Here is a 26,661-nt window from a genome sequence, read left to right on the forward strand (position 1 = left end):
GATAAAGGCCTGGAGGCTGATTGAGCGGCTGGAAAATTGCCGCTGCCTGGATCAAGAGGCTGCCCATTGACCCGTGAAATCGAACAGTTGCTGCACAGGGCCGGAAAAAATACCGGCCACTTACGGTAACGATTCAGACGTTGCCTGGCGCAAAACGCCGCGCATTATAACCAGCGTTCTGTCATTCGGGGGCGTTGCAGGCTGTAGGCATAAACCCCGGTTTTCTGGCAGTGAAGGAAAAATCTGCTAACAATGCACACGGTGCGTATAACGGCAGCTACGCCATAATGCGCGCCGAGCTAAAAGGAGCATCCAATGAGCAGCACTGCACAAACTGCTGAAGGCGAAAAAATTCTCATCGTTGACGACGATCCGGGGCTGAGCAGCCTGCTGGAACGCTTCTTCGTCAGCAAGGGCTATCGCGCCCGTACCGTTCCGAACACCGAGCAGATGGACCGTCTGCTGGCGCGTGAAGTGTTCAATCTGGTCGTTCTCGACCTGATGCTGCCGGGCGAAGACGGCCTGACCGCTTGCCGCCGCCTGCGTGGCGAGAACAACCAGATTCCGATCATCATGCTCACCGCCAAGGGCGATGAGCTGAGCCGTATCAAGGGCCTTGAACTGGGGGCCGACGATTACCTGGCCAAGCCGTTCAATCCCGACGAGCTGATGGCGCGTGTCAAAGCCGTATTGCGCCGTCAGGCCGCACCGGTGCCGGGCGCACCGGGTAGCGAAGACGAAAATGTCACCTTCGGTGATTACGTATTGTCGCTGGCCACCCGCGAGCTCAAGCGCGGCGATGAGGTGCACATGCTCACCACCGGTGAGTTCGCTGTACTCAAGGCGCTGGTAATGAACGCGCGTCAGCCGCTGACCCGCGACAAGCTGATGAACCTCGCCCGTGGTCGTGAATGGGATGCGCTGGAGCGTTCCATCGACGTGCAGATCTCGCGTCTGCGTCGGATGATCGAACCCGATCCGTCGAAGCCGCGCTACATCCAGACCGTCTGGGGTGTGGGTTACGTGTTCGTTCCGGATGGCACCGCCACCAAGTGATCGGTGATTTGTAGGAGCGGGTCTGCAAGGCTCTGGTCGCACGGCCATGGCCACAGACTCGCAATCTGCAATATGCGAGCATTGCTCGCTCCTGCAAGTGTGTAGCGGTTAAAGATGAAAACCCCCGTCTGGTTCCCCCAAAGTTTTTTCTCTCGCACCCTTTGGCTGGTGCTGATCGTCGTGCTGTTTTCCAAGGCGCTGACCCTGGTTTATCTGTTGATGAACGAGGACGTGCTGGTGGATCGCCAATACAGCCACGGCGTCGCCCTGACGCTGCGCGCCTATTGGGCCGCCGATGAAGAAAACCGTGCAAAGATTGCCGATGCCGCAACCCTGATCCGTGTGGTCGGCGCCGGCGTGCCGGAAGGCGAACAGCACTGGCCGTACAGCGAAATCTATCAGCGCCAGATGCAGGCGGAGCTGGGGGCCGACACCGAAGTGCGTTTGCGCATGCACTCACCACCGGCGCTGTGGGTGCGCGCGCCAAGCCTGGGCGATGGCTGGCTGAAGGTGCCGCTTTACCCGCATCCGCTGCGTGGCCAGAAAATCTGGAACGTGCTCGGCTGGTTCCTCGCCATCGGCCTGTTGTCGACAGCGTCGGCGTGGATTTTCGTCAGCCAGCTCAACCAGCCGTTGAAGCGTCTGGTGTATGCCGCACGGCAGCTCGGTCAGGGCCGCAGCGTGCGCCTGCCGATCAGCGACACGCCCAGCGAAATGACCGAGGTTTACCGCGCCTTCAACCAGATGGCCGAAGACGTCGAGCAGGCCGGCCGCGAGCGCGAGTTGATGCTCGCGGGGGTGTCCCACGACTTGCGCACACCGCTGACGCGCTTGCGCCTGGCGCTGGAATTGATGGGGGCTCACACCGATCTGACTGACGACATGGTTCGCGACATCGAAGACATGGACGCGATTCTCGACCAGTTCCTCGCGTTCATTCGCGATGGTCGAGACGAGTCGGTGGAAGAAGTCGACCTCAGCGATCTTGTGCGCGAAGTCGCCGCGCCGTACAACCAGAACGAAGAGAAAGTGCGCCTGCGTCTGGAACCGATCCAGCCATTCCCGCTGCGTCGCGTGTCGATGAAGCGCCTGCTCAACAACCTGATTGGCAACGCCTTGAATCATGCCGGTAGTGGCGTCGAAGTGGCGGCGTACGTGTCGGGGGATACCAGCGCTCCGTATGTGGTGCTGAGCGTGATGGACCGTGGCGCCGGGATTGATCCGTCCGAGCTTGAGGCGATTTTCAACCCGTTCACCCGGGGCGATCGGGCTCGGGGCGGCAAAGGCACGGGGTTGGGGTTGGCGATCGTCAAGCGAATTGCGGCGATGCATGGCGGCAACGTCGAGTTGCGCAACCGGTCCGGGGGTGGACTTGAGGCTCGCGTGAGATTGCCGCTCGGGTTGATGTTGCCTAGAGATGCCGTGTAACGGCTGAAAAAAGATCACAGCCTACGGCAGCTCCTACAGGAAACGCACTCCCATGTAGGCGCTGCCGAAAGCTGCGATCTTTTGCTTTACCCCTTGCCTTTGGTGCGGGTCATATTCGGCCCGCCATTTTTTTCCAGATGTTCGATGATGATCCCGGCCACGTTCTTGCCGGTGGTGGTCTCGATCCCTTCCAGGCCCGGCGATGAATTCACTTCCATCACCAGTGGGCCGTGGTTCGAACGCAGGATATCCACACCCGCCACTGCCAGGCCCATGACCTTTGCAGCGCGTAACGCGGTCATGCGTTCTTCCGGGGTGATCTTGATCAGGCTGGCGCTGCCCCCACGGTGCAGGTTGGAGCGAAATTCGCCCGGTTTGGCCTGGCGCTTCATCGCCGCGATCACCTTGTCGCCCACCACGAAGCAACGGATATCTGCACCGCCGGCTTCCTTGATGTATTCCTGAACCATGATGTTCTGCTTCAGGCCCATGAACGCTTCGATCACCGACTCGGCCGCCGTCGCGGTTTCGCACAGCACTACGCCGATGCCCTGAGTACCTTCGAGCACCTTGATCACCAAAGGTGCGCCGTTGACCATGGCAATCAGGTCGGGAATATCGTCCGGCGAGTGAGCAAAACCGGTGACCGGCAAACCGATTCCGCGCCGCGACAGCAGCTGCAGCGAACGCAATTTGTCCCGCGAGCGGGCAATGGCCACCGATTCGTTGAGCGGGAATACGCCCATCATTTCGAACTGACGCAACACCGCGCAGCCGTAGAACGTTACCGACGCGCCGATCCGCGGGATCACCGCGTCGAAACCTTCCAGTGGTTTGCCGCGGTAGTGGATCTGCGGCTTGTGGCTGGCGATGTTCATGTAGGCGCGCAAGGTGTCGATCACCACCATTTCATGCCCGCGCTCGATTCCGGCTTCGACCAGACGGCGGGTGGAATACAGACGCGGATTACGCGACAGCACAGCGATCTTCATGCAACACCTGTGGAGGAGGTAGATACCGGGAACACCGGCTTGTCTTGTACATACTTGATGCCCGGATTGACCACCAACTGGCCATCGATCAGGGCTTTGGAACCGAGCAACAGGCGATAACGCATCGACTTGCGGCAGGCCAGGGTGAACTCCACCGGCCAGACCCGATCACCCAGGGCCAGCGTGGTGCTTATCACGTAGCGCACCTGTGCATGGCCGTTGGAGCTTTTGATGGTTTTGCGCGTGACCAGCGGAGCTTCGCAGCGCCGGTGACGTAACTGCACGACCGTGCCGAGGTGCGCAGTGAAACGCACCCATTTCTCGCCGTCGCGTTCGAACGGCTCGATGTCGGTAGCGTGCAGGCTGGAGGTGCTGGCGCCGGTGTCGATTTTTGCGCGCAGGCCCGCCACTCCCAGGCCCGGGAGCGCCACCCACTCGCGCAGACCGACAACGGTCAAATGATCAAATGTCTTCAAAGAAAAAAACCAAGGGTTAACGCTTCCAGGCCTTGTCCGGCACCTGGGCCAACGCTTTGAATGCAGGTTTGGCGAACCAGTAGCCCTGCATCAGAAATATTCCACAGTCTGCGAGAAAATCCCGTTCCCCGGCGCTTTCTATGCCTTCGGCAATGACTGTAACGTCCAACTCCGCACACATTGTGACAATCCCCCGCACAATCACCTGACGGACGCGGTCTTGATCGACATCACGAATCAGCGCCATGTCGAGTTTGATCAGATCCGGTTGGAAATCAGCCAGCAGATTGAGCCCCGAATAACCGGCACCGAAATCGTCGATGGCGGTCTTGAAGCCGAATTCGCGGTATTCACGCAGAATATTGGTCAAATGGCGATAATTATCTACGTGCTCGATTTCCAGGGTTTCAAAAATCAGTCGGTCGATCGGAAAGTCGTGTTTTCGCGCGGCCTCCAGCGTGCTGCGAATGCATAGCTCTGGACGGTAGACGGCGTTGGGCAAAAAGTTGATCGACAAGTGTGTCTGCATATTAAGGCTCGCCGCGCCTTCGATGGCGCGAGTCCGGCAGAGCTGGTCGAAACGGTAGCGGTTGTCTTCTGTAACCTGATTTAACACGGACAAAGCGCCTTCACCGGCCACGCCTCGCACCAGCGCTTCGTGGGCGAACACCGATTGGTCACGCAGGTCGACGATCGGCTGGTAGGCAAAGGAAAAATCGAAGTTCAGCGGCTCGCTCTGCTGGCAGCCCTGGCAACCGCCCTTGGGCGAGGTCAAAGAAGTTGGAAATTTAGTCACGCGGTCACTCCAGGCCGGTCAGGCGGCGAAGATCACAGTCTATCTGGAGGGCCGAGTTCTTGCGCCCGACAGAAACGGTAGTACAGTTCCGACTACTGGCTGAGCGAGGAATTCATATGGGACAGAAGCAGGAAGAGGACGACAAGGTCCGTCTTGATAAATGGCTATGGGCGGCGCGGTTCTATAAAACCCGTGCCTTGGCCAAAGCAGCAATTGAAAGTGGCAAGGTGCATTGTCGTGGCGAGCGGTGCAAACCTGGCAAGGAGCCACGCATTGGTGATGAGTTCGAGATTCGCACCGGTTTCGAAGTTCGTACCGTGAGGGTCGAGGCCTTGTCCATCGTGCGTCGTGGCGCACCCGAAGCGCAGACTTTGTATGCCGAGACCGAGGCGAGTATTGCCAAGCGTGAAGCGGCCGCGGCCATGCGCAAGGCCGGGTCATTGGGCGTGAGCACCGACGGCAAGCCGAGCAAGAAACAGCGGCGTGATCTGTTCAGGTTTCGCGGCAGCAATGACGAATAAAAAGATCGCAGCCTACGGCAGCTCCTACAGTTGAATGCGATCCTGTGCAGGAGTGCCGAAGCTGCGATCTTTTCGAAACGTCACCATTTACCGGGCGGAAATGACGCTCATCCGCGACACCATCGGCAGCTTGCCCAGCAGCGCGAAAACCGGCGCGGTGAGCTTCAACCAGAAGTTCGCCGCGTGATGGGCAAATGGCGTGTAGTAACCCCAGCCCAGCGCCCATACCGCCAGCAGCACGCCCCCAATGTAGTCGTCCTGGCCCCAATGCGCCCCGGCGACCAGGCGCGGCATCATGAACAGCACGGCCAGGCCCCAGACCGTCAGAAACTGCCCGACCGTGCGGCTGAAGACGCCCATGAACAGTGCCCAGATCAACAGCACCGACGCGTGATCACCGGGAAAGCTCTGCCCCGAGCGGTCCTTCAGCTCCCAGGTTTTCTCCAGGTGGGGAAAGTAATCGCTGATGTGCACGGCGCCCTCAAGCACCATCGATGGACTGCTGTGCTGCCAGCCCATGTGATCGGCGAATTTGGAAAACAGCGCGCGGATCACCACCATCAATAGAAGAATCGAGAAAAAACCGAAGAATGCGCGGCGCACGTCGATCGCCCTGAAGATCCAGTCGCCCTTGATCAGCAGCGTCAGAAGAATGAGTCCGACGACGATGTCGAACGGGCGCAGACTTGCAATTGCCCAGATGTGGAGCCATATCGGGTTGCTGGCCAGCGGTGTGTTGAGCGAGCGGAACAGCCACTCGTCGAAAATCACACACAGCATCTGGCCCGTAGGCCATAACCAGAAAGCCAGTAGCGCCAACGGCACTACGTTACACAGAACCAGCCGGCCGAGGTTCCACCTTGATTGGAACAAACCCGGATTGTTCATAAAATGCCTCCCATGGCGAAAAAGCGCCGGCACCAAAAAAAGTGCCAGCAAGCGCAAATTTTCACGTTTTGTAACCATTTTGTCATCACATTCAGATACCCAGACCTATGACCGACCTAGCGGATACCGATTTCACACAGCGCTTCATCTTCGATGACAGCGATACTCGCGGCGAACTGGTAGCGCTGGAGCGCAGCTATGCCGAAGTCCTTGCCAAACACCCGTACCCGGAGCCGGTCGCGCAGTTGCTCGGCGAACTGATGGCGGCCGCTTCCTTGCTGGTCGGCACGCTCAAGTTCGATGGCTTGCTGATCTTGCAGGCGCGTTCGGAAGGGCCGATTCCGCTGCTGATGATCGAATGCTCCAGCGAGCGCGAAATTCGCGGCCTGGCGCGCTATAACGCCGAAGAGATCGCGGCGGACGCCACACTCGGCGACCTGATGCCGAACGGTGTTCTGGCGCTCACTATCGACCCGACTGTTGGCCAGCGTTATCAGGGGATTGTCGACCTTGACGGCGAAACCCTGTCCGATTGCTTCACCAACTACTTCGTCATGTCGCAGCAAGTCGGCACGCGCTTCAAGCTGTTCGCCGACGGTCGTCGTGCACGCGGCATGTTGCTGCAACAACTCCCCGCCGATCGCTTGAAAGACGAAGAAGATCGCGCCGCCAGCTGGCAGCACCTCACCGCGCTGGCCAGCACTCTGGGCGCCGATGAACTGCTCAGTCTGGACAACGAAACCGTCCTGCACCGGCTCTATCACGAAGAGCAGGTGCGCCTGTTTGATGTCCAGCATTTGCGCTTCAACTGCAGCTGCTCGCGGGAACGCTCCGGCAATGCGCTGGTCAGTCTTGGGCTGGAAGATGCGCTGGCGCTGGCAGCCGAGCAGGGTGGCAAAGTCGAAATCGATTGCCAGTTCTGCAATCAGCAGTACCTGTTCGACGCGGCTGATATCGCTCAGTTGTTCGCTGGCGCGGGCGTCGATACGCCGTCAGATACCCGTCACTAAAACGGTTCAGCGCAGGTAAATTCACTGCGCAATGACGGAATATCGCCGTTACGACGGGAGGACCCTACTCTTTTTGGGCTTTTCTGGCATAATCCGGCCCACTTTTTTCGCGGTAGTAGTGCACGACTTTCTACTACAAAACGTTTGGAGCACACTCGGCCACTGGCCGACGGGGAACCTCATGACGCAAGCCAATAACGCCGTGTACACCGATCTGAGTGTTGATGATCTGGTAAAAGAAGCCCTGAATCGCGGTGAAGGCGAGCTTGCCGATACCGGCGCTCTGGTTGTCCGCACCGGTCACCGCACCGGTCGTTCGCCAGTCGACCGTTTCATCGTTGAAGAGCCTTCCACTCAGGCCGCTATCGCCTGGGGCCCGATCAACCGCAAGTTCCCGGCCGACAAGTTCGATGCCCTGTGGGCTCGCGTCGAGGCCTTCAACAACGCGCAAGAGCATTTCGTTTCCCACGTGCATGTAGGCGCGGCGGAAGATCACTACCTGGCCGTGAAAATGACCACGCAGACTGCCTGGCAGAACCTGTTCGGTCGTTGCCTGTTCATCAATCCGGCCCAGTACAACCCGGCTGGCCGTGAAGAATGGCAGGTGCTCAACGTCGCCAACTTCGAGTGCGTGCCCGAGCGTGACGGCACCAACTCCGACGGCTGCGTGATCATCAACTTCGCGCAGAAGAAAGTGCTGATCGCCGGCATGCGTTACGCCGGTGAGATGAAGAAAGCCATGTTCTCGGTGCAGAACTTCCTGCTGCCGGCCGCTGACGTGCTGCCAATGCACTGCGCTGCCAACATCGGCGAAGAAGGCGACGTGACCCTGTTCTTCGGTCTGTCGGGCACCGGTAAAACCACCCTTTCGGCCGACGAAAGCCGTTACCTGATCGGTGACGACGAGCACGGCTGGGGCGAAGGCGTTGTCTTCAACATCGAAGGTGGTTGCTATGCCAAGTGCATCGACCTCTCCGAGAAGAACGAGCCGGTCATCTGGAAAGCCATCAAGCACGGCGCGGTGCTGGAAAACGTCGTCATCGACGACGCCAAGCACGCCGACTATGCCGATGTCAGCCTGACCCAGAACAGCCGCGCCGCATATCCGCTGGAGCACGTTGCCAAGCGTTCCGAGAAGAACCTTGGTGGCGAGCCAAACGCGGTGATCTTCCTGACCTGCGACCTGACCGGCGTACTGCCGCCAGTGTCGATCCTCAACGAAGAGCAAGCGGCCTACCACTTCCTGTCCGGCTACACCGCACTGGTGGGCTCGACTGAAATGGGTTCGGGCAGCGGCATCAAGTCGACTTTCTCCACCTGCTTCGGCGCACCGTTCTTCCCGCGTCCGGCTGGCGAATACGCAGAACTGCTGATCAAGCGCATCCGCGGTTTCGGCTCCAAGGTCTACCTGGTCAACACCGGCTGGACCGGCGGCGGCTACGGCGTCGGCCAACGCTTCAACATCCCGACCACCCGCGCAGTGATTGCCGCGATTCAGAGCGGCGCACTGATCGGTGCTGCCACCGAACACCTCGACACCATCAACCTCGACGTGCCACTGGCCGTTCCGGGCGTCGACACCAACCTGCTCAACCCGCGCAATACCTGGGCTGACAAGGCGGCGTACGACGAGGCAGCGAAAGCACTGGCCGGTCTGTTCATCGAGAACTTCAAGAAGTTCGAAGTGAGCGACGCGATCAAGGCGGCTGGGCCGAAGTTGTAAATATTGGTTTGCGATGATTGAAAAAACCGCCCTTTGGGGCGGTTTTTTTATTCTCGATCTTGACCCGTAATGCCTTCACATGAAATTCGCGGGATGGAGCTTCGCCCCACCGGGATCGGGATGGCAGACAGGGCATCGCGCAGCGCCGGAACGGGACGAACTGTTTGCCGGACGTTGCTACCGATTTTTCAACGATTTCAACGCAGATGCCCGTAACTGGAGATGTCCAGCAGGCTAGTGGTCAGTCCGGTTGCCGGCCGGTAGATCGTGCCTTTCACTGCTGAGAACGGCACGCCTTTGCTGCCGAGCGAAACATAGCGCTCGCCTTGATCCAGTTCGGTGAAATAAGTGTAGGACTGGCTGTGCATCTTCTTGTAACGCGCTTCGTCGCTGACGATGGCGCCGGTGAGGCGCAGCAGGTCGGCATCACTCAGGTTAAGGGTTTTGCCAAGCGACACGCCCCAGCGCTTGAGGCAGGTTTCCGCCAGATGGCGAACGATGCGTCCGGGCTCGATCAGAGCGTTGAGGTCGCTGCTGCTGCTTGGCTCGCCGCCAAGCGATGTGGCGTTGCCCGCGAGGGTGGCGTGGCGACCGGCCATTGGATAGATCGAAGTCCTGGTGCCGGTGGCGGTTTGCGGGATCACGCAGCTGAAACCTTTTGAGCGTTCGTCGCGGGCATAGAACGCGATGTATTCCTTGACGTTGGATTGAAGTTTTATCCGGTTTTCCTGAAAGTTACCGATTCCCGGAACTGGATCGATCGCAAAGATGTTCACCGGAACATGTTTGAGGGCCGCGTCCTGGAACATTGCATTGGCGAGCATATGGCAACTGATACCGCCCCGGCTCCAGCCGACAAGATTGACTGTGGTTGGAATAACACCGTCCTTGCGGAAAGTCTTGATGATTTGTTCCTGCAATTTCTGTTGGGTGATGCTGCGATCGCCATAGTTGTAATTGCGCCATAACCAGGAGCCTTCAACTTTTACATCTTCAATAGGAATGCCTGCGGCTTTGAGGCGGTTATATTCTGCTTCGGTCAGTTGTTTACGCTGCCAGTCACATTTGCCTTTGATGATATTTACGGCGTGTTGCACGTTTTCCTCCCATCCCTTACCAAACAGGGTGCCGGTCAGGCCGTATTCAGACGTCTTGGTGAACAGGTCATCGGCTTGCAGATTGCCGCTGCCAGGGCCATCGACGACAATCCACTCGGCAAATTCACGTCCGTTGTGGTGAGCAGCAAGCGTGGAGACGATTTCGCCATCCCAGAAGTTTTTATGGTGTTGGTCAAATTTGTTAGAGCCGGTGCCGCAAAAAAATATGCTTAAGATCGTCATTGTGTTGCCCTCTTATTATTTGGGAGAGCAAGTAATTTAGTTTGGGTGAGCTGAGCAGATAAAGTTTTTCGTTGTATCGATTCTTGTCGTTTGAATAAGCTGGTTTGTAATGTTTTGTCTGTCTTGGAAGTTTGTTGTGGTTGGTTTTTAAACTGTCATGGAGGCTTTTATCTGGCTTACGATCCCTTGGGTGCGCTTGATCCGCTGTATTATTCCGTATCGTTTTGACCTGCAACCTTTTCTCGACTCGCTGCAATCGCCCGCTAGGCTTTGGGCAAGGCAGCAGTCAAAGGAGTGACAGCAAATGCACAACACCCTGGAACAGGTTTTTGGTTACCCACAGTTCCGGCCCGGTCAGGAGGCCGCCATCAGCGCGGTGCTAGCGGGGCGTTCGGCGGCGGCGATCTTTCCTACCGGCTCCGGCAAATCGCTTTGCTACCAACTGCCGGCGCTTCTGTTGCCGCACCTGACACTGGTGGTCTCGCCGTTGCTGGCGTTGATGCAGGATCAACTGGCGTTTCTCAAACGCCACGGCATCTCGGCAGGGAGCATCGATTCGGCACAGAGCCGTGAGGATGCCAACGACGTAATGGCCCGTGCGCGTTCGGGTGAATTGAAAATTCTGATGATTTCCGTCGAGCGTCTGAAAAACGAGCGCTTCCGCAACTTCCTGCAGCAGGTGTCGATCTCGTTATTAGTGATCGACGAGGCGCACTGCATTTCCGAATGGGGCCATAATTTTCGCCCCGATTACCTGAAACTGCCGGACTACCAACGTCAGTTCAACATTGCGCAGGCCCTGTTGCTTACCGCCACGGCCACACCAAAGGTCATCGCCGACATGCAGGCCAGATTCGCCATCGCACCGGGCGATGTGGTGACCACCGGTTTCTATCGTTGCAACCTCAACCTGCTGGTCGAGCCTGTGCGCGGTCAGGACAAACGTCGGCGTCTGGTCGAATGGATGGCCGCACGTCCCGGGCAACCGAGCATTGTCTATGTCACGTTGCAGAAGACCGCCGAACACATTGCCGAACACCTTCAACGCAACGGAACGCAGGCCGAGGCTTACCACGCAGGCTTGCCCCACGATCAGCGTGAAGGCATACAGCATCGCTTCATGGTCGGTCAGTCCAACTGCATCGTTGCCACCATCGCCTTCGGGATGGGCATCGACAAGAGCGACATCCGCAACGTGGTGCATTTCGATCTGCCCAAATCCATCGAAAACTACAGTCAGGAAATCGGCCGTGCCGGGCGCGACGGGCAGCCCTCCGATTGCCTGGTATTGGCCAACCGCGACAGCCTCAATGTGCTGGAGAATTTCGTTTATGGCGATACGCCTGAGTGCGCTGGGATTCGTCATGTGCTCGATGAACTCAAAGCCTCAGTGCCGGAGGGGCAGTGGGAATTTTTGCTCGGGCCACTGGCCGATCAGAGCAATATTCGTTCGTTGCCGTTGAAGACGTTGCTGGTGCAGCTGGAACTGCGGGGTCTGATCGCGCCGCGTTACGCCTATTACGCCGAATACCGCTTCAAATATCTGCTTGAGCCTGAAGCACTGCTCCAGCGCTTCGAGGGCAAGCGAAGGGATTTCGTGGCGGCGATCATCCAGACATCGACGCGCGCACGTACCTGGGCCACGGTGGATTTCGAGGCGATGTACTCGCAGTATTCCGCCGAGCGCAATCGAGTGGTGACAGCGCTGGACTATTTTCAGGAAAAGGGCTGGGTCGAGCTTGAAAGCAAGCAGATGACCGAGGTGTACAGCCTGCTGCACAGCGATTTTGACAGCGATGCCCTGAGCGCTGAACTGCACGGGTATTTCACTCGGCACGAACTGACGGAGGTGGCGCGGATTCACGCCATGCTCGAGGTGTTCGCCACTGAGCGCTGCCTGGGTTATCGCCTGGCGGAGTATTTCGGCGATCTCAATGCTCCTGAGCGTTGTGGCCATTGCTCGGTGTGTCACGGCCAGACCGCACGATTGCCTGAGCCGCCAGCATTGCCTCCGCTTGTGGATAAAAACTTCGCGCAGCTGTGTGGGGAATTTATCCACAGGCATGAGCAACACACAGGCAGCTTCCCCACGGCCGAACGGCTGACGCGGTTCCTGTGCGGTATCAGCGTGCCGTTGTTCACCAGGCTCAAGGCTCGCGCGATACCAGGATATGCGGCACTGGAAGAGTACCGCTACGCTGAGGTCCGCGAGTGGGCGGACTACCATTTGCTCGATCAGGCGCGCAATTCTGGGCGAGCTGGATCCATCTGCTGAATATCGATCATCACGCTAATAAACTTCAAAAACCGCTGTTGCCTGACTAAGGTTGGAAGCTGTCTCAGGGCCACTTACAAGAGAACAACATGAGCCAGACATCCTTTGATATCCAGCAGGCTGCCGTGATCGGCGCGGGCACCATGGGCCGTGGCATTGTCATGTGCCTGGCCAATGCCGGCGTGAGCGTGCAGTGGGTCGATAACAACCCGCAGATGCTTGAGCAAGCTCTGACAACGGTCGCCGACACTTATGCACACAGCGTGCGTCAGGGCCGCATCGATCAGGCCGAGGCGGATGCGCGAATGGCTCGCGTATCAGCGGCGGCGGATTACGCGGCGATTCGCAATGTCGACCTGGTGATCGAAGCGGTGTACGAAAACCTTGAGCTGAAGCAGAAGATCTTTCGCGAACTGGATGGCCTGCTCAAGCCCGAGGCACTGCTGGCGAGCAACACCTCGGCGCTGGATATCGACGCCATTGCCGCCGCAACCCGGCGCCCGGCACAGGTCCTGGGCCTGCATTTCTTCAGCCCTGCGCACATTATGAAACTGCTGGAGATCGTGCGCGGTGCGCAGACCTCGCCAGCAGCGCTGGAGGCAGCGCTGGCGCTCGGCAAGCGCATGGGCAAGGTCAGCGTGGTGTCGGGCAACTGTCACGGTTTTATCGGCAACCGCATGCTGCATCCGTATGTACTCGAAGCACGCAAGATGCTCCTCGAAGGCGCTTATCCACAGCAGGTGGATGCTGCGCTGCAAGGCTTCGGTTTCGCCATGGGGCCGTTTCGCATGTACGACGTGGTCGGCATCGATCTGGAGTGGCGTGCTCGGGAGCTCGCTGGCAATGGTCAGGATGCGCCGCAGTTGCAGATCGATAACCGACTGTGCGAGATGGGCCGGTTCGGGCAGAAGTCCGGCAACGGTTACTACCATTACGAGCCAGGCAGTCGCCAGGCCGAGCATGATCCCGAGGTGGATGCGCTGGTGCTGCGCGTCAGCGAAGAGCTGGGATTTCAGCGTCGCGACATCGGCCCGGAAGAAATCCTTGAGCGCTGTCTGCTGGCGTTGGTCAACGAAGGTGCGAAGATTCTGCAGGAAGGCATTGCCGGCTCGGCCCATGACATCGATCTGGTGTACTTGAATGGCTATGGTTTTCCAGTGCAGAAGGGCGGGCCGATGGCTTGGGCGGATCAGCAGGGACTGGCGGATATTCATCAGCGCTTGCTGGCGCTGGAGGCGCGTCAGGGCGATCAATGGAAACCGGCGCGGCTGATTGGCGAGCTGGCGGCGCAGGGGAAGGGGTTTGCAGATCGTTAATTTGACTGGCTGTGCAGGCGCCTTTGCGGGCAGGCCCATTCCCACAGGTAAAGGGTCGTCCTCACGGTCAAATCCATTCCAGAAATGCGAGAGTCCTGCATGAATCAACGCTCCGACTACCCCCACTTCCAGCCGATCACTACACGCTGGCACGACAACGACGCCTACGGTCATATCAACAATGTTACCTACTACAGCTTCTTCGACACGGCGGTGAACACGTATCTGATTCAGGTCGGGGGCCTGGATATTCATGACGGCGAAGTGGTGGGATTCGTGGTCAGTTCGGCCTGCGATTACTTTGCCTCGATCGCTTTCCCCGATCTGATCGAGATCGGACTGCGGGTTGGCAAGCTGGGCAACAGTTCGGTGCAATACGAACTGGCGGTGTTCAAGGTTGGCGAAAGCGAGGCGTGTGCGGCGGGGCGGTTCGTGCATGTATTCGTGGATCGGGCGAGCAATCAGCCGGTGCCGATTCCTGCCGGTTTGCGCGGGGCGCTGGAGAGGCTGGTCATCTAGACGCGAAAAAAAATCGCAGCCCAAAGGGCCGCGATTTTCGTTCAAGCCTTCGCCTTAGTGGTGGCGATAGTACTTGTGATGCTTACGATGGCCGTAGGCATGGCCGCGACCTGGATGACCACGGTCGCGGTAGTAGCGACGGTCATCATGGCCCCGGTCGTAGCGACGATCATCGTCGTCACTCTTGTTGCCCATGTAGTTACCCAGCGCGCCACCTGCACCGCCACCAGCGGCAGAGCCGATCAGGCTGCCGGTGGTGCCACCGAGGCTGCGACCAACCACGTTACCGCCGGCTGCACCCAATGCACCGCCGATGGCTGCTTCGCCACGGCTGCGCTTGTCTGCGCCGACTGCGCTACCACCCGCGCCGCCCAAGGCTGCGCCGATGGTGGAACCTGTATTGCCGCCTAACGACTGACCGACGACCGAGCCAAGAACCCCGCCCAATGCGCCGCCCACACCTGCTTCGGTGGTGCCTCCGGCAGAAGCGAAGCCACTGACCAGGCCAAGGGACAACAAGAGAATCGAGGAGAACTTCATAGAGGATGAGCCTCAAAGGGATGACGGCGCCGATCCTGAGGCTCTGCAATGGGCGTGACAATCAAAATCCGACGAATAACACGACTTGTATACAAGATTGCAAGTTACTGTTTTTTCAACGGAACTTAACCGATTTTCGCCGGTCTTTAACTACTTCGGACAGGCCGTTTTTATGCAAAAACGGCCTTTTTTGTGGGCGGTCGAAAAGTACAATCTCAAAGATCGCAGCCTTCGGCAGCTCCTACAGGAAACGGTGTAGGAGCTGCCAAAGGCTGCGATCTTTTGATCTTGGTTTAAGCTGATTTGGCCATGATCAACCCGGTCTCACTCGCCGCTTCCAGCCGGATCGCAATGAACTTGGATGTCGGCGTGTGGCTGCCATCGCCCGTGCTCTCCAGTGGCACCAGCGGATTGACTTCCGGATAGTACGCCGCTGCCTGCCCGGCAGGAATGTCGAACGCCAACAAGGTAAAACCTTTCACCCGGCGTTCGCGACCGTCGTCCCAGATCGACACGATGTCGGCCTTCTGCCCCGGACGGAAGCCCAGACGAATGATGTCAGCCTCATTGGCAAACAGCACGTCGCGCTGGCCCTTCACGCCGCGATAGCGGTCGTCGAGACCATAAATCGTCGTGTTGTACTGATCGTGGGACCGCATTGATTGCAGGATCAGATCCGGCACCTGCCCGGTAGCACGGGTGCGCTCATGGACCAGATCTTTCGGCAACTGATTGGCGCGGAAATTGGCGCGGCCCGACGGCGTGTTCCATTTGCGGGCGCCAGCCGAGTTGCCCAGATAGAAGCCGCCCGGGTTTTTGATCTTGTCGTTGAAGTCTTTGAAACTTGGAATGGTGTCGGCGATCAGTTCGCGAATGCGCCCGTAATCGGCTACCAGCCAGTTCCAGTCCACCGGTTGGCTGCCCAGCGTCGCGGCAGCGATGCCGGCGATGATCGACGGTTCCGAGCGCATCTGGTTCGACAGCGGCTGCAACTGGCCGTTGGACGCGTGGACCATGCTGAACGAGTCTTCCACCGTCACCGCTTGCGGGCCTTCGGTCTGGATGTCGATGTCGGTACGGCCCAGGCACGGCAGGATCAGCGCGTCTTTGCCGTGAGCGAGGTGGCTGCGGTTGAGCTTGGTGCTGATCTGCACGGTCAGGTCGCAGTTGCGCAGCGCTTCGAAGGTGCGCGAGCTGTCCGGCGTGGCCTGGGCAAAGTTGCCGCCCAGCCCGATGAAGACCTTGGCACGACCTTCGGCCATCGCATGGATCGCCTCGACCACGTTGTGACCGTTATGACGCGGCACCTTGAACTGGAAGCGACGCTCGAGGGAGTCGAGGAACGCCACTGGCGGACGCTCGTTGATGCCCATGGTGCGGTCGCCCTGCACGTTGCTGTGACCGCGCACCGGGCACAGACCTGCGCCCGGCTTGCCGATGTTGCCGCGCAGGAGCATCAGGTTGGCGATTTCCTGAATGGTCGGCACCGAGTGGCGATGCTGGGTGATGCCCATCGCCCAGCACATGATCACGTTTTTGCCTTTGGCGTACATGCGCGCCGCTTGCTCGATCTCGATCAGCGTCAGGCCGGACTGCTCGACGATCTGCTCCCACGAGGTGTCGTCGACAGTGGCGAGATATTCCAGCACGTTGGCGCTGTGGGCATTGAGGAAATCATGGTCGAACACCGCTGGCTCACCAGCCTTTTGCGCATCGCGTTCCCATTGCAGGAGGAACTTGGCCATGCCGCGCAGCACCGCCATGTCCCCGCCGAGTGCGGGGCGGAAGTACGCGGTGTTGGTCGGCTTGTCACCGTTGGTGAGCATTTCGATCGGGTGCTGTGGATGCTGGAAACGCTCCAGGCCGCGCTCTTTGAGCGGGTTGATGCACACCACCTGGGCGCCGCGTTTCACCGCTTCACGCAACGGTTCAAGCATGCGCGGGTGGTTGGTGCCGGGGTTCTGGCCCCACACGAAAATCGCGTCGGCGTGTTCGAAGTCATCGAAGGTCACCGTGCCTTTGCCGACACCGACGCTCTGCGCCAATGCCACGCCGCTGGCCTCGTGGCACATGTTCGAGCAGTCAGGGAAATTGTTGGTGCCGTAAGCCCGTACGAACAATTGATAAAGATACGCCGCTTCGTTGCTGGCGCGGCCCGAAGTATAGAACTCGGCCTGATCCGGGCTCGGCAGATTGCGCAGGTGCTTGCCGATCAGGGCGAAAGCATCTTCCCAGCTGATTGGCTTGTAGCGATCGGTTTCAGCGTTGTAGACCATCGGCTCGGTCAGCCGGCCCTGATATTCCAGCCAGTAGTCGCTCTGCTCCAGCAACGCAGTGACGCTGTGCTTGGCGAAGAATTTCGCATCGACGCGACGCTTGGTCGCTTCCCAGTTCACCGCTTTGGCGCCGTTCTCGCAGAACTTGACCATGCCGCTCTCCGGCGAATCACCCCAGGCGCAACCCGGGCAGTCGAAGCCACCGTTCTGGTTGGTCTTGAGCATCATGCGCAGGTTCTTCAGGGCGTTGTCGCTGGTCAGCCACGCCTGAGCCACACTGATCAGGGCGCCCCAGCCGCCGGCGGCACCTTTGTAAGGCTTGTAGCGCGGGACAGGTTTCTGGTCGGCTTGATGATGTTGGCTCACGCTTGATTCTCCATCGCGGGGCTGTACACCCGCGGCGCACTTTTCTGCGGCAGGTGGATGAGATTGAGGTTGTGGCGCCGGGCCCATTGCACGGCCAGGCCGGTGGGTGCCGACAGGCTGACGAGGGTCTGGATGCCGGCACGCAAGACTTTCTGGATCAGTTCGAGGCTGCAACGGCTTGTGACAATCGCCAGCCCGCCCTCTGTGGATATCTTCTGGCGAATCAGTCCGCCGATCAGCTTGTCCAGCGCGTTATGGCGGCCGATGTCTTCGCGACCGAGCAATAATTCACCGCTGGCATTCATGAACACCGCCGCATGCACCGCGCCGCAGTGCTGGCCGAGCGGCTGGAACGCGCCGATGCGCTGGCGCAAACCGTCGAGCCATTCGATCGGTGGCAACGCTGCGCCCGGCAATACGTTGAGATCGGGCAAGGCCTGTTCGACCGCTTCGACGCCGCACAGTCCACAGCCGCTGGTGCCGGCCAACTGGCGCCGCTGTTGCTTGAGGTTCCAGAACGCACGGTTGGCGATGGTCACTTGCGCGTATTGCGCAGAGCCTGCGCCTGTCAGTTGCAGATCGTAGATATCGCTGGGGTCTTCGATGATGCCGCTGCCGAGGCTGAAACCGACGATGAAATCCTCAAGGTCCGTCGGCGTGACCAGCATCACTGCCTGGCTGATGCCGTTGTAGGCGATCGCCAACGCAACTTCCTCGGCCAGCGCGGTGCTGGCCGATGCCTCAAAAGGTAGATCGCTGTAGCTGTAGGTCTGGCTGGCGGCAGGCGCGGGCGTTTCAATTGCTGGCGCCGCGCAGGCTGGGCGCTTGGCGTTCATGGCATCACCGACGGTTTGATCTAGGTCAAGACTAGGCGCGGCAAGATGTCGCGTCTAATCGCTATTACCGATCTACCGATAGATGCCGTCGATCAAGCGTCTTTTGGCAATTTCTGATACAGCGCGAAACAGGCTTCTGCCAGCGCTGAGCGGGGGGCGCCACGGCGCATGATCAGGCCCAGCGGTGCGAGGGTATGAGCGTTCTCGATCGGTTGCAGACGCAGGTGATCGGCGAGGGTTTCCGCGCCGCCATCGAGCGGCATGATCGCGCAGCAAAAACCGCCGTGAACCGCTTGCAGCAGTTGATGCACGGCGTCGGTCTGCAGCAGCGGCTGCGGGGTCAGGCCGCGGCTGTGGAAGTTGTGGTCGATGGACTGGCGAAAATGCATGCCGCTGGTGAGCATGCACAGCGGCAGTTCGATCAGCGCTTCCCAGCTCAGGGGTTCTTCGCCGAAGTTGAACGAGCGCTCGTCGTAAAGCAGGCCCATGCGCGTCTCGTTGAAGGCCAGCGAATCGAAGCGCTCGTTGTCCAGGCGTTCAAGGTACGACACGCCGATGTCGATGCGATTGTTCGCCAAGTGTTCGAGCACCTGTTCGGAACTCAGCGACGACAGCTCGAAGCGCAGGTCCGGGTGCGCCGCATGCAGACGTTGCATCAGCGGCAACGGATCGAAACTCGACAGCGGCACCACACCCAGGCGCAGCGTACCGATCAGGTTGCCGCGACAGGCCGCCGCTTCCGCTTGCAAGCCGTCGTACGCCGCCAGCACCGTGCGCGCCCACGCCAGCACGCGCTCGCCCGGCGCGGTGAAGCCTTCGAAGCGCTGGCCGCGATTGACCAATGGCAGATCAAGTTCTTCTTCGAGGCTGCGCAGGCGCATCGACAAGGTCGGTTGAGTGATGTGGCAGCGCGCGGCGGCCTGGCCGAAATGGCGGGTTTCGTCGAGGGCGATGAGGAATTTCAGCTGCTTGATGTCCATCTTCGCTCCGGGCGGTTGGCGGGGTAGGGCGATTCTACCGCCTGCGGCGCGGCAGCGTCATTGGTCGGACTGGAACCGGGTTTGGCTGGGGTGGTCTAGGCTTGGGCGTCTGGAACCCAAATCAAGGAGTGTGCGCTATGAGTCTTTTGAGCTTTGTAAAAGAGGCCGGTGAGAAGCTGATCGATCTGTTGACCCCAGGCAATGCCAACGCCAGTGAGCAGTTGAAGGAACATATCAGCAAGGTCGGGCTGGGCAATCCCAACGTGCAGGCGACCGTGGATGGCGACAAGGTGACGGTGACCGGTGAAGTGGCGAGCCAGGAGGAAAAGGAAAAGATCCTGCTGGCAGTGGGCAATATTGCGGGCGTAGGCAGTGTCGATGATCAGATCACTGTGACCGGACCGGTCGTCGTGGCTGCCGAGTTTGTCGAGGTCAAGGCAGGTGACACGCTCAGTGCGATTTCACTGCGCGTCTATGGCAATGCCAACCAGTACCAGAAGATCTTCGACGCCAACAAGCCAATGCTCAAGGATGTGAACAAGATTTATCCAGGGCAAAAGCTGCGTATTCCAAAGTAACGCAGTCATGTAGGAGCTGCCGAAGGCTCGGGCCGCGATCGGCAGCTCCTGCAGGGATCACAGTCCGGCGATGAGATCGCGGTAGTCCTCGACTGCGGCAAATTCTGCGGTGTCCTTCGGCCCTTTGCGGCTGTCCGGTTCTTTCACCGCGAGCAGATGCGCCACGCCAAAATCCCGTGCACTGCGCAGGATTGGCAAGGTGTCGTCGATAAAAAGGCTGCGCGCCGGATCAAAACCGATGTCGGCCTGAAGGGCATCCCAGAACTGCGGGTTCTCCTTGGGATAACCATAGTCATGCGAGCTGATCAGCCGCTCGAAGTACGGTGCCAGTTCGATCCGTTCCAGTTTCAACGACAGCGAATCGCGGTGCGCATTGGTGATCATGATCACCCGTTTGCCGGCACGCTTGATCGCGTCGAGAAAAGTATCGGCATCCGCGCGCAGGGCGATCAAGTGCGCGGTTTCCTGTTTCAATTCGCGCACCGAAAGCTTCAGCTCCGCGCTCCAGAAATCCAGGCAATACCATTGCAACTGGCCGGCGTGGCGTTCGAACAACGGCTGCAACTCCAGTTCGGCCATGGCCCGGCTGATACCGTGCAGTTCGGCGTAGCGCTGGGGCAGGTGCTCGAGCCAGAAATGATTGTCGAAGTGCAGATCCAGCAGCGTGCCGTCCATATCGAGCAGAACGGTATCAATGTCGGACCACGGTAAAGATGGCATGGCAACGTCTCGAACGGTGAAAGGATATCCGACGCAAACAATCGGGAAAGCCGCGTTATAGTAGCGCGTTCACGCCAAGGAGCTTTGCATGCGCCAGAAACCCACCGTACTCGCCCGCGAGATCGTCGCTACCAGTCGCCTGTTTCGCGTCGAAGAACTCAAGCTGCGATTTTCCAATGGCGTGGAGCGCACCTACGAGCGTTTGGTCGGCAAAGGTGCTGGCTACGGCGCGGTGATGATTGTCGCCATGCTCGACGCTGAACATGCGGTGCTGATCGAGGAATATTGCGGCGGCACTGACGAATACGAACTGTCTTTGCCCAAAGGCCTGATCGAGCCGGGCGAAGACGTGCTGGCGGCAGCCGAGCGGGAGCTCAAGGAAGAGGCCGGTTATGGCGCGCGCCAACTGGAACATCTGACCGAGCTGTCGCTGTCGCCCGGCTACATGAGCCAGAAGATCCAGGTGGTGCTGGCCACCGATCTCTACGAAGAACGGCTGGAAGGCGATGAGCCGGAGCCGATGCGGGTCGACAAGGTCAACCTGCGCGAACTGTCGACGCTGGCGCTCAACCCGCAATTTACCGAAGGCCGCGCGTTGGCGGCGCTGTATTTGGTCCGTGACCTGCTGAGCCAGCGCGGGATATTCAGCTATGAGTGAGACGTCGATGAATTTTCTCCATCCGTTGATGGCACCGGTAATTGAGCTGGCTCTGCAGGCTGGCGAGGCGATTCTGCCGTTCTGGCGTGTCGGCGTTGAAGTCACGGCAAAGCCCGATGATTCGCCGGTGACGGCCGCCGACCTGGCTGCGCATCACCTTATCGTTGCCGGGCTGACGGCGCTTGATCCGAGCATTCCGGTGTTGTCGGAAGAGGACGCCAATATCCCGCAGAGCGTGCGCGCCGGTTGGCAGCGCTGGTGGCTGGTGGATCCGCTGGACGGCACCAAGGAGTTCATCAGCGGTAGCGAGGAATTCACCGTCAACATCGCACTGATCGAAAACGGTCAAGTGGTGTTTGGCGTGGTGACGATGCCGACCAACGGTCGTTTTTACGTCGGTGGCGCCGGGCTCGGTGCATGGCGTGGCGACAAGGGCGCAACGCCGGTGCCGATTCAGGTACGCGATGTGCCAGCGCCGGGCGAGGCGTTTACCGTGGTGGCCAGCCGTCGACATTCCAGTCCCGAGCAAGAGCGTTTGCTGGCCGGTTTGAGCGCCAGTCTCGGTGAGCTGCAACTGGCCAATATCGGCAGTTCATTGAAATTTTGTCTGCTCGCCGAAGGTGCTGCCGACTGCTATCCGCGTCTGGCGCCGACTTCGCAGTGGGACACGGCGGCAGCGCAAGGTGTGCTGGAAGGGGCGGGAGGCGAGGTGCTGGATCTGAACGGTGAAGCGTTTTGTTACCCAGCGCGGGAATCGCTGTTGAACGGGTTTTTTCTGGCGTTGCCGGCGAAGGCTGCGTGGCGTGCGCAACTGTTGGAGTTGGCACGCTCCTGAGAACTTTTGCTTCAGCGGTGCAAAACGTACTGCCCGGTAAATCTCACCGCATCGTCTGCACTTCCCGCATTCAGGATCCGCGTATCCAGCGTCAACCGCGCTCGCCCATAACGCCGGTACATCGCCAGAAACTTCTTCCATATTGCCGCATCAGGCGCCGGGCAAATCGCCACGGCGTCTCCGGTCACCGGCAGCGGATAACTGATCTGCCCTTCCTGAATGACGATGTGTCCGTCGCCAATTCCTTCTTCCTTCAAACGCAAATGCAACCAGCCCCAACCGGCCAGCACCGCGCCGCAGTACAGGCTGCCGCCAAACATGGTGCTCTTGTGGTTGACGTTGGGTGCGAGCGGCAGGTGCAGGCTTAATTGTTGCTCGCGCCACTCGAGCACCTCGAGACCCATCTCGGCAGTGAGCGGAATGTCGTGGTGCAGCACCGTTTGCAGGTATGCGCTTTCGCTGCTCATTCGCTCTCTTCCCCATGGCTGCTGTCGCCGAAATTCAGGCCATGTTTGCGCAATTTGTCGTGCAGGGTTTTGCGCGGAATGCCCAAGGCTTCGGCGAGGCTGCGCACCGAGCTGTGCGAGCGCGCCAGTTCGGCGGCGATCAGCGATTTCTCGAAATTTTCCACCTGCTCGCTGAGGCCGCCGCTGACTACTTCGACAGGCGTGCCGCCGCTGCCATCAGCGCTATTATCCAATGCCAGCTCCAGTCCCAGCGCAAACCGCTCGGCGGCATTTTGCAGCTCACGCACATTGCCCGGCCAGGTGTGACGCAGCAGCAGAGCGCGTTGTGCCGGTTGCAATGGATGGGGCGGCAAACCGTGGCGAGCACTGGCTTCGTCGGCGTAATGCTGGAACAGCACCAAGGCGTCTTCGCCTCGTTCGCGCAGCGGCGGGATGCGCAACGGCGCGACGTTGAGACGGTAATACAAGTCGGCGCGGAAGCGGCCCTGGTCGGCGGCCTGACGAAGGTCTTCCTTGGTCGCGGCAATGACGCGAATGTCCAGCGGGATCAGTTGGTTGCCGCCCAGGCGTTCGACGACACGCTCCTGCAACATGCGCAGCAATTTCACTTGCACGTCCATGCTCATGCTTTCGATTTCGTCGAGAAACAGCGTGCCGCCGTTGGCGAATTCGAATTTGCCGATGCGACGTTTCTGCGCTCCGGTGAAGGCGCCGGGTTCGTGGCCGAACAGCTCGCTTTCCACCACCGATTCCGCCAGCGCGCCAGCGTTGATCGCCACGAACGGGCCGTTGCGCCGGCTCGACAAGTCATGCAATGCACGGGCTACGACTTCTTTGCCAGCACCGGTTTCGCCGAGGATCAGCACGTCAGCCTTGGTCGCTGCCAGCGCACCGATCTGCTCGCGCAGGCGCAGCATCGGCGTCGAATGGCCGACCAGCCGCGCGCTCAGTTCGTTGCGATCGCTCAGCGCCAGACGCAGGCTGCGGTTGTCCAGCACCAGTCGCCTTAGCGAGAGGGCACGGCGGACGCTGTCGAGCAGGGCATCGCTGGCAAACGGTTTTTCCAGAAAATCGTAAGCACCGGCGCGCATCGCTTGCACCGCCAAGGGCACGTCGCCATGGCCGGTGATCAGCAGCACCGGCAACTCGGGATCCTGCGCGTGCAGTTCACTGAGCAGTTCGAGGCCGTCCATACCCGGCATGCGAATGTCGCTGACCACCACACCCGGCCAGTCACGCTCAAGTTGCGCAGCCAGGCCCTTGGCTTCGGATAGCGGCAGGATTTTCAGGCCGGCCAGGTCCAGGGTCTGGCCGAGGGCCTGGCGCAAGTGCGGATCGTCGTCGATCAACACTACCTGGATGCGATTGTCGATGGTCATGCACTTCGATCCTCGGACGGTTGCAGGCTGACCCCGGGCGCGCCGGCGCGCAGGCGCAGGGTGATCAGGGCGCCGCCTTGCTTATGGTTGGCGAACGACAACTCACCGCCGAAAGCGCGCATCAGCGTTTCGCAAATGGCCAGCCCCAGACCCAGGCCTTGCGTGCGAGTCTTGGTGGTGTAAAAGGGCTCGCTGGCGCGGTCAAGGGCTTCCATGCAGAACCCGGGACCGTTGTCGCGAATGTACAGATTGACGCCGTCGGCGGTGGCTTCGGCACTCAGCCACAATTTGCGCGGCGGGCCTTTTTCAGTCAGGGCATCGAGAGCGTTGGCGAGCAGGTTACCGAGAACCTGGCGCAAGCGGGTTTCGCCGGCCTCGACCCACAGCGTCGCGGCGGGCAGGTCGCGGATCAGTTCGACTTCCATGCTGCGCCGACGTTTGGCCAGCAAGGCCAGCGCATCGTCCAGCGCCGGTTGCAGGGCGACGCTCTCCGGGGCGTGGCGGTCTCGACGGGCGAAGGCGCGCAGGTGGGCGATGATCGAGGCCATGCGTCCGGTCAGTTCGCTGATCAACTTGAGGTTGCCGCGCGCGTCGTCGGTGCGCTGATGATCGAGCAGCACTTCGGCGTTTTCCGCGTAGCTGCGGATCGCCGCCAGCGGCTGATTGAGTTCGTGGCTGATGCTTGCCGACATCGTCCCCAGTGCCGACAGTTTGCCGGCCTGAACCAGATCATCCTGCGCGCGAACCAATTCCTGTTGCGCGGTTTCGCGTTCCAGCACTTCCTGCTTCAGGCGTCGGTTGAGGCCTTCAAGATCGCTGGTGCGCTCGGCAACCCGGCCTTCGAGCTCACGTCGCGCCTTGGCCTCGAAGGCGATGCGCTCCAGATAATGGCGACGGCGCTGCATCATCAGGCCCAGCAGCAGCATCACCACCAGCAGCGTCGCCCCGCCAATCGCGACGACGGTGCGCACCGGGCGGTCGATCAGCGTGCGCGGCGCGAGGATGCTGACGCTCCAGCCGGTTTCGGCGATATCGTGGGTCTGGATCAGCCAGGCGTCGGGGCTGAGGTTCAGCGGCCGCGGCTCACGCGTCGGGTACGGCTGGATCGCAGTGATCGCCGAGCGCTCTGTATCGCTCAACTCGCGGGTCGAGCGGAAACGCCATTCGGGCCGCGAGGTGAGGATGACCACGCCGTTATGGTCGGTCACCAGCAGTTGTTCCGGGGTTTTGCCCCACAGGCTTTCGGTGTGGTCGAGGTCGACCTTGATCACCAGCACGCCGATGATCTTCTCGCCGTTGCGCACCGCGGCGGCGAAGAAGTAGCCGCGTTTGGCGGACGTCGTGCCGAGGCCGAAGAAGCGCCCGAGGCGCCCGGCCATGGCTTCGCTGAAATACGGGCGAAAGGCGAAATTGCGGCCGACGAAACTGTCACGTTTGTCCCAGTTCGACGCCGCCAGCGTCTGGCCAGAGGTGTCCATCAGGTACATGACTTCGGCGCCGGTCTGCGCGGCGATGTTTTTCAGCAGGCGGTTGGCGTTGCCTTGGGTGACGCCGTCGTCCGGCGCGCCGAGAACTGCGCGCAGGGCCGGCAAGTCGCCGAGAATCTGCGGCAACACTTCATAGCGATGCAGGGTGCCGAGCAGGTTGGCGACGTAAAGATCGAGGGTCTGGCGATTCTGCCCGGCGAGTTCGCTGCGGTAATAGCGCTCGGCGAGGTGTTCCAGCGGCCACAGCAGCGGCGCCAGGCACAGGGCCAACAGCGCGAGGCTGCGCCAGCGGGGTCTGCGAGGGAGAGATGCTTTCATGAGCCGGTAGCGCCTGTAGGGACAGGCGCATTATGCCTTTGCTCTGTACGAAAACTGCCTGCGCATCGATCATGCTGCGTTAAAAACAGGCTCGGAATGCTCATTTAGGTACCTGGACTCCGCTTCCTCGCCTGTTTTTGCCTTGCCTGATCACCGCTCGGCGAGTTTTCGTACAGACCTGGCCTCAGGCGAAGACGTCAGCGTCCTTGAGCAGCGCGGCTGCCTGGTCCTTGGCCGACAGCTTCGGCGCTTCGTCCAGTTGCCAGTCGATGCCCAGCGCCGGGTCGTCCCAACGAATGCTGCGTTCGGAGGTCGGGTCGTAATAGTTGGTGGTCTTGTAGAGGAATTCGGCAAAATCACTCAGCACCACGAAACCGTGAGCGAAACCTTCCGGCACCCACAGCTGACGATGGTTTTCCGCCGACAGGCGCACCGCCACCGATTTGCCGAAATGCGGCGAGCTGCGACGGATGTCCACCGCCACATCAAGCACTTCACCCACGGTCACGCGAACCAGTTTGCCCTGGGTGTTCTGCAACTGGTAATGCAGGCCACGCAGCACGCCTTTTTGCGAGCGCGAATGGTTGTCCTGGACAAATTGCGTATCGAGACCGGTGGCGTCCTGAAACGCCTTGGCATTGAAACTCTCGTAGAAAAAACCGCGCTCGTCGCCGAACACCTTGGGTTCGATGATCAGAACACCGGGCAGCTCGGTGGTGATGACATTCATGAGGATTTCCATTGATGAGTGTGAATGGCCGACATTCTTGCGCAAAGTGCTGCAGGGCGCGAGTGTTGGGTTTGAATTGGAGCGTTCATTGAAGCCGGGGGTTGCGCAACCGCTAAGGCAATGGCGATATAAGCGCCTAATAAAATTTCAG

The 26,661-nt window shown here is 59.9% G+C and carries 25 protein-coding genes; 11 read left to right on the forward strand and 14 right to left on the reverse strand.

Features of this window, described 5'->3' with window-relative positions:
* The first annotated feature begins 315 nt into the window (after window positions 1-315).
* Together ompR and ACIGDJ_RS07860 are read left to right on the forward strand one after the other, a co-directional pair.
* On the forward strand, window positions 316-1,056 hold the full coding sequence (gene ompR / locus ACIGDJ_RS07855) for a two-component system response regulator OmpR (RefSeq protein ID WP_397478563.1): 741 nt from the start codon (window positions 316-318) through the stop codon (window positions 1,054-1,056).
* 114 nt (window positions 1,057-1,170) lie between these two features.
* Window positions 1,171-2,484 (forward strand): ATP-binding protein, encoded by a 1,314-nt coding sequence (locus tag ACIGDJ_RS07860; RefSeq protein ID WP_312998110.1) that lies wholly within the window; start codon window positions 1,171-1,173, stop codon window positions 2,482-2,484.
* Window positions 2,485-2,570: 86 nt separating this feature from the next.
* Here ACIGDJ_RS07860 and rimK read toward each other — a convergent pair whose 3' ends face one another.
* The 3 genes from rimK to ACIGDJ_RS07875 are packed head-to-tail and all read right to left on the reverse strand — an operon-like array spanning window position 2,571 to window position 4,748.
* Window positions 2,571-3,476 carry a 30S ribosomal protein S6--L-glutamate ligase gene (gene rimK, locus ACIGDJ_RS07865; RefSeq protein ID WP_024011184.1) on the reverse strand — a complete coding sequence of 302 codons (906 nt, stop codon included), beginning with the start codon at window positions 3,474-3,476 and terminating at the stop codon, window positions 2,571-2,573.
* A complete protein-coding gene (locus ACIGDJ_RS07870; RefSeq protein ID WP_172667902.1) occupies window positions 3,473-3,934 on the reverse strand; it encodes an ATP-dependent zinc protease in 462 nt (153 codons plus the stop codon). Before ACIGDJ_RS07870 ends, rimK begins: the two co-directional genes overlap by 4 nt.
* 34 nt (window positions 3,935-3,968) lie before the next feature.
* Window positions 3,969-4,748 (reverse strand): EAL domain-containing protein, encoded by a 780-nt coding sequence (locus ACIGDJ_RS07875; RefSeq protein WP_397478562.1) that lies wholly within the window; start codon window positions 4,746-4,748, stop codon window positions 3,969-3,971.
* Window positions 4,749-4,864: 116 nt separating this feature from the next.
* On the opposite strand from ACIGDJ_RS07875, the gene ACIGDJ_RS07880 reads away from it, so the two are divergent.
* A complete protein-coding gene (locus ACIGDJ_RS07880) occupies window positions 4,865-5,269 on the forward strand; it encodes a S4 domain-containing protein (protein WP_312998101.1) in 405 nt (134 codons plus the stop codon).
* A gap of 87 nt (window positions 5,270-5,356) precedes the next feature.
* Here the strand turns inward: ACIGDJ_RS07880 and ACIGDJ_RS07885 are convergent, their stop codons facing one another.
* A complete protein-coding gene (locus tag ACIGDJ_RS07885) occupies window positions 5,357-6,157 on the reverse strand; it encodes a phosphatase PAP2 family protein (RefSeq protein ID WP_101156863.1) in 801 nt (266 codons plus the stop codon).
* A 107-nt stretch (window positions 6,158-6,264) separates the two neighbouring features.
* Between ACIGDJ_RS07885 and hslO the strand changes: the two genes are divergently transcribed.
* Window positions 6,265-7,167, forward strand: a complete 903-nt coding sequence (gene hslO, locus ACIGDJ_RS07890; RefSeq protein WP_101156861.1) for an Hsp33 family molecular chaperone HslO — start codon at window positions 6,265-6,267, stop codon at window positions 7,165-7,167.
* Between the two features lie 181 nt (window positions 7,168-7,348).
* Window positions 7,349-8,890 (forward strand): phosphoenolpyruvate carboxykinase, encoded by a 1,542-nt coding sequence (locus ACIGDJ_RS07895; protein ID WP_101156859.1) that lies wholly within the window; start codon window positions 7,349-7,351, stop codon window positions 8,888-8,890.
* A 197-nt stretch (window positions 8,891-9,087) separates the two neighbouring features.
* On the opposite strand, the gene ACIGDJ_RS07900 is transcribed toward ACIGDJ_RS07895, so the two are convergent.
* A complete protein-coding gene (locus tag ACIGDJ_RS07900) occupies window positions 9,088-10,230 on the reverse strand; it encodes a hypothetical protein (RefSeq protein WP_397478560.1) in 1,143 nt (380 codons plus the stop codon).
* A gap of 304 nt (window positions 10,231-10,534) precedes the next feature.
* Here ACIGDJ_RS07900 and ACIGDJ_RS07905 point away from each other — a divergent pair, with 304 nt between their 5' ends.
* The 3 genes from ACIGDJ_RS07905 (at window position 10,535) to ACIGDJ_RS07915 (ending at window position 14,340) form a co-directional block, all read left to right on the forward strand.
* Window positions 10,535-12,505: an ATP-dependent DNA helicase RecQ gene (locus tag ACIGDJ_RS07905; protein ID WP_397478559.1), complete on the forward strand. Its 1,971-nt coding sequence runs from the start codon at window positions 10,535-10,537 to the stop codon at window positions 12,503-12,505.
* Between the two features lie 89 nt (window positions 12,506-12,594).
* A complete protein-coding gene (locus tag ACIGDJ_RS07910; RefSeq protein ID WP_397478558.1) occupies window positions 12,595-13,821 on the forward strand; it encodes a 3-hydroxyacyl-CoA dehydrogenase NAD-binding domain-containing protein in 1,227 nt (408 codons plus the stop codon).
* Between the two features lie 99 nt (window positions 13,822-13,920).
* Window positions 13,921-14,340: a thioesterase family protein gene (locus ACIGDJ_RS07915; RefSeq protein ID WP_312998086.1), complete on the forward strand. Its 420-nt coding sequence runs from the start codon at window positions 13,921-13,923 to the stop codon at window positions 14,338-14,340.
* A 54-nt stretch (window positions 14,341-14,394) separates the two neighbouring features.
* On the opposite strand, the gene ACIGDJ_RS07920 is transcribed toward ACIGDJ_RS07915, so the two are convergent.
* The 4 genes from ACIGDJ_RS07920 to ACIGDJ_RS07935 all read right to left on the reverse strand — a co-directional run bounded on the left by ACIGDJ_RS07920 (window position 14,395) and on the right by ACIGDJ_RS07935 (window position 19,338).
* Window positions 14,395-14,880, reverse strand: coding sequence for a glycine zipper domain-containing protein (locus ACIGDJ_RS07920; RefSeq protein WP_016772172.1), 486 nt, complete (start codon window positions 14,878-14,880; stop codon window positions 14,395-14,397).
* A gap of 293 nt (window positions 14,881-15,173) precedes the next feature.
* Window positions 15,174-17,522 (reverse strand): FdhF/YdeP family oxidoreductase, encoded by a 2,349-nt coding sequence (locus tag ACIGDJ_RS07925; protein WP_101156849.1) that lies wholly within the window; start codon window positions 17,520-17,522, stop codon window positions 15,174-15,176.
* On the reverse strand, window positions 17,519-18,358 hold the full coding sequence (gene fdhD, locus ACIGDJ_RS07930) for a formate dehydrogenase accessory sulfurtransferase FdhD (RefSeq protein ID WP_101156847.1): 840 nt from the start codon (window positions 18,356-18,358) through the stop codon (window positions 17,519-17,521). Before fdhD ends, ACIGDJ_RS07925 begins: the two co-directional genes overlap by 4 nt.
* A gap of 92 nt (window positions 18,359-18,450) precedes the next feature.
* The gene (locus ACIGDJ_RS07935) at window positions 18,451-19,338 is read right to left on the reverse strand and encodes a LysR family transcriptional regulator (RefSeq protein WP_101156845.1); all 888 of its coding nucleotides are present in this window, start codon (window positions 19,336-19,338) and stop codon (window positions 18,451-18,453) included.
* A 137-nt stretch (window positions 19,339-19,475) separates the two neighbouring features.
* On the opposite strand from ACIGDJ_RS07935, the gene lysM reads away from it, so the two are divergent.
* Window positions 19,476-19,916 (forward strand): peptidoglycan-binding protein LysM, encoded by a 441-nt coding sequence (gene lysM, locus ACIGDJ_RS07940; RefSeq protein WP_123585632.1) that lies wholly within the window; start codon window positions 19,476-19,478, stop codon window positions 19,914-19,916.
* 57 nt (window positions 19,917-19,973) lie between these two features.
* Here lysM and yrfG read toward each other — a convergent pair whose 3' ends face one another.
* The gene (gene yrfG / locus ACIGDJ_RS07945; protein ID WP_071174081.1) at window positions 19,974-20,636 is read right to left on the reverse strand and encodes a GMP/IMP nucleotidase; all 663 of its coding nucleotides are present in this window, start codon (window positions 20,634-20,636) and stop codon (window positions 19,974-19,976) included.
* Window positions 20,637-20,724: 88 nt separating this feature from the next.
* Here yrfG and nudE point away from each other — a divergent pair, with 88 nt between their 5' ends.
* A complete protein-coding gene (gene nudE, locus ACIGDJ_RS07950; RefSeq protein ID WP_101156841.1) occupies window positions 20,725-21,294 on the forward strand; it encodes an ADP compounds hydrolase NudE in 570 nt (189 codons plus the stop codon).
* A gap of 7 nt (window positions 21,295-21,301) precedes the next feature.
* Window positions 21,302-22,129, forward strand: coding sequence for a 3'(2'),5'-bisphosphate nucleotidase CysQ (gene cysQ / locus ACIGDJ_RS07955; RefSeq protein ID WP_397478605.1), 828 nt, complete (start codon window positions 21,302-21,304; stop codon window positions 22,127-22,129).
* A gap of 11 nt (window positions 22,130-22,140) precedes the next feature.
* Here the strand turns inward: cysQ and ACIGDJ_RS07960 are convergent, their stop codons facing one another.
* From ACIGDJ_RS07960 to rfbC, 4 genes are all read right to left on the reverse strand, one after another.
* On the reverse strand, window positions 22,141-22,596 hold the full coding sequence (locus ACIGDJ_RS07960) for a thioesterase domain-containing protein (RefSeq protein WP_101156838.1): 456 nt from the start codon (window positions 22,594-22,596) through the stop codon (window positions 22,141-22,143).
* Complete coding sequence (locus ACIGDJ_RS07965; protein WP_312998071.1) at window positions 22,593-23,975, reverse strand: sigma-54 dependent transcriptional regulator; 1,383 nt, start codon at window positions 23,973-23,975, stop codon at window positions 22,593-22,595. The genes ACIGDJ_RS07960 and ACIGDJ_RS07965 overlap by 4 nt, the downstream gene beginning before the upstream one ends.
* Entirely contained in the window at window positions 23,972-25,780 is a 1,809-nt protein-coding gene (locus tag ACIGDJ_RS07970) for an ATP-binding protein (RefSeq protein WP_397478557.1), read from the reverse strand. Before ACIGDJ_RS07970 ends, ACIGDJ_RS07965 begins: the two co-directional genes overlap by 4 nt.
* 184 nt (window positions 25,781-25,964) lie before the next feature.
* Window positions 25,965-26,510: a dTDP-4-dehydrorhamnose 3,5-epimerase gene (rfbC, locus tag ACIGDJ_RS07975; protein ID WP_101156832.1), complete on the reverse strand. Its 546-nt coding sequence runs from the start codon at window positions 26,508-26,510 to the stop codon at window positions 25,965-25,967.
* Between the last annotated feature and the right edge of the window lie 151 nt (window positions 26,511-26,661).

This window comes from Pseudomonas sp. NPDC079367, from assembly GCF_044542195.1.
Taxonomy (GTDB): Bacteria; Pseudomonadota; Gammaproteobacteria; order Pseudomonadales; family Pseudomonadaceae; genus Aquipseudomonas.

Bases quoted from the DNA above. Each gene is read 5' to 3' on its own strand.
- lysM (WP_123585632.1), top strand. From the start codon at position 19,476: ATGAGTCTTTTGAGCTTTGTAAAAGAGGCCGGTGAGAAGCTGATCGAT.
- ACIGDJ_RS07880 (WP_312998101.1), top strand. From the start codon at position 4,865: ATGGGACAGAAGCAGGAAGAGGACGACAAGGTCCGTCTTGATAAATGG.
- ACIGDJ_RS07910 (WP_397478558.1), top strand. From the start codon at position 12,595: ATGAGCCAGACATCCTTTGATATCCAGCAGGCTGCCGTGATCGGCGCG.
- ACIGDJ_RS07915 (WP_312998086.1), top strand. From the start codon at position 13,921: ATGAATCAACGCTCCGACTACCCCCACTTCCAGCCGATCACTACACGC.
- nudE (WP_101156841.1), top strand. From the start codon at position 20,725: ATGCGCCAGAAACCCACCGTACTCGCCCGCGAGATCGTCGCTACCAGT.
- ACIGDJ_RS07960 (WP_101156838.1), bottom strand. From the start codon at position 22,596: ATGAGCAGCGAAAGCGCATACCTGCAAACGGTGCTGCACCACGACATT.
- rimK (WP_024011184.1), bottom strand. From the start codon at position 3,476: ATGAAGATCGCTGTGCTGTCGCGTAATCCGCGTCTGTATTCCACCCGC.
- yrfG (WP_071174081.1), bottom strand. From the start codon at position 20,636: ATGCCATCTTTACCGTGGTCCGACATTGATACCGTTCTGCTCGATATG.
- ACIGDJ_RS07900 (WP_397478560.1), bottom strand. From the start codon at position 10,230: ATGACGATCTTAAGCATATTTTTTTGCGGCACCGGCTCTAACAAATTT.
- ACIGDJ_RS07860 (WP_312998110.1), top strand. From the start codon at position 1,171: ATGAAAACCCCCGTCTGGTTCCCCCAAAGTTTTTTCTCTCGCACCCTT.
- ACIGDJ_RS07965 (WP_312998071.1), bottom strand. From the start codon at position 23,975: ATGACCATCGACAATCGCATCCAGGTAGTGTTGATCGACGACGATCCG.
- ACIGDJ_RS07905 (WP_397478559.1), top strand. From the start codon at position 10,535: ATGCACAACACCCTGGAACAGGTTTTTGGTTACCCACAGTTCCGGCCC.
- ACIGDJ_RS07920 (WP_016772172.1), bottom strand. From the start codon at position 14,880: ATGAAGTTCTCCTCGATTCTCTTGTTGTCCCTTGGCCTGGTCAGTGGC.
- ACIGDJ_RS07935 (WP_101156845.1), bottom strand. From the start codon at position 19,338: ATGGACATCAAGCAGCTGAAATTCCTCATCGCCCTCGACGAAACCCGC.
- ACIGDJ_RS07885 (WP_101156863.1), bottom strand. From the start codon at position 6,157: ATGAACAATCCGGGTTTGTTCCAATCAAGGTGGAACCTCGGCCGGCTG.
- ACIGDJ_RS07970 (WP_397478557.1), bottom strand. From the start codon at position 25,780: ATGAAAGCATCTCTCCCTCGCAGACCCCGCTGGCGCAGCCTCGCGCTG.
- rfbC (WP_101156832.1), bottom strand. From the start codon at position 26,510: ATGAATGTCATCACCACCGAGCTGCCCGGTGTTCTGATCATCGAACCC.
- hslO (WP_101156861.1), top strand. From the start codon at position 6,265: ATGACCGACCTAGCGGATACCGATTTCACACAGCGCTTCATCTTCGAT.
- ACIGDJ_RS07895 (WP_101156859.1), top strand. From the start codon at position 7,349: ATGACGCAAGCCAATAACGCCGTGTACACCGATCTGAGTGTTGATGAT.
- cysQ (WP_397478605.1), top strand. From the start codon at position 21,302: ATGAATTTTCTCCATCCGTTGATGGCACCGGTAATTGAGCTGGCTCTG.
- fdhD (WP_101156847.1), bottom strand. From the start codon at position 18,358: ATGAACGCCAAGCGCCCAGCCTGCGCGGCGCCAGCAATTGAAACGCCC.
- ompR (WP_397478563.1), top strand. From the start codon at position 316: ATGAGCAGCACTGCACAAACTGCTGAAGGCGAAAAAATTCTCATCGTT.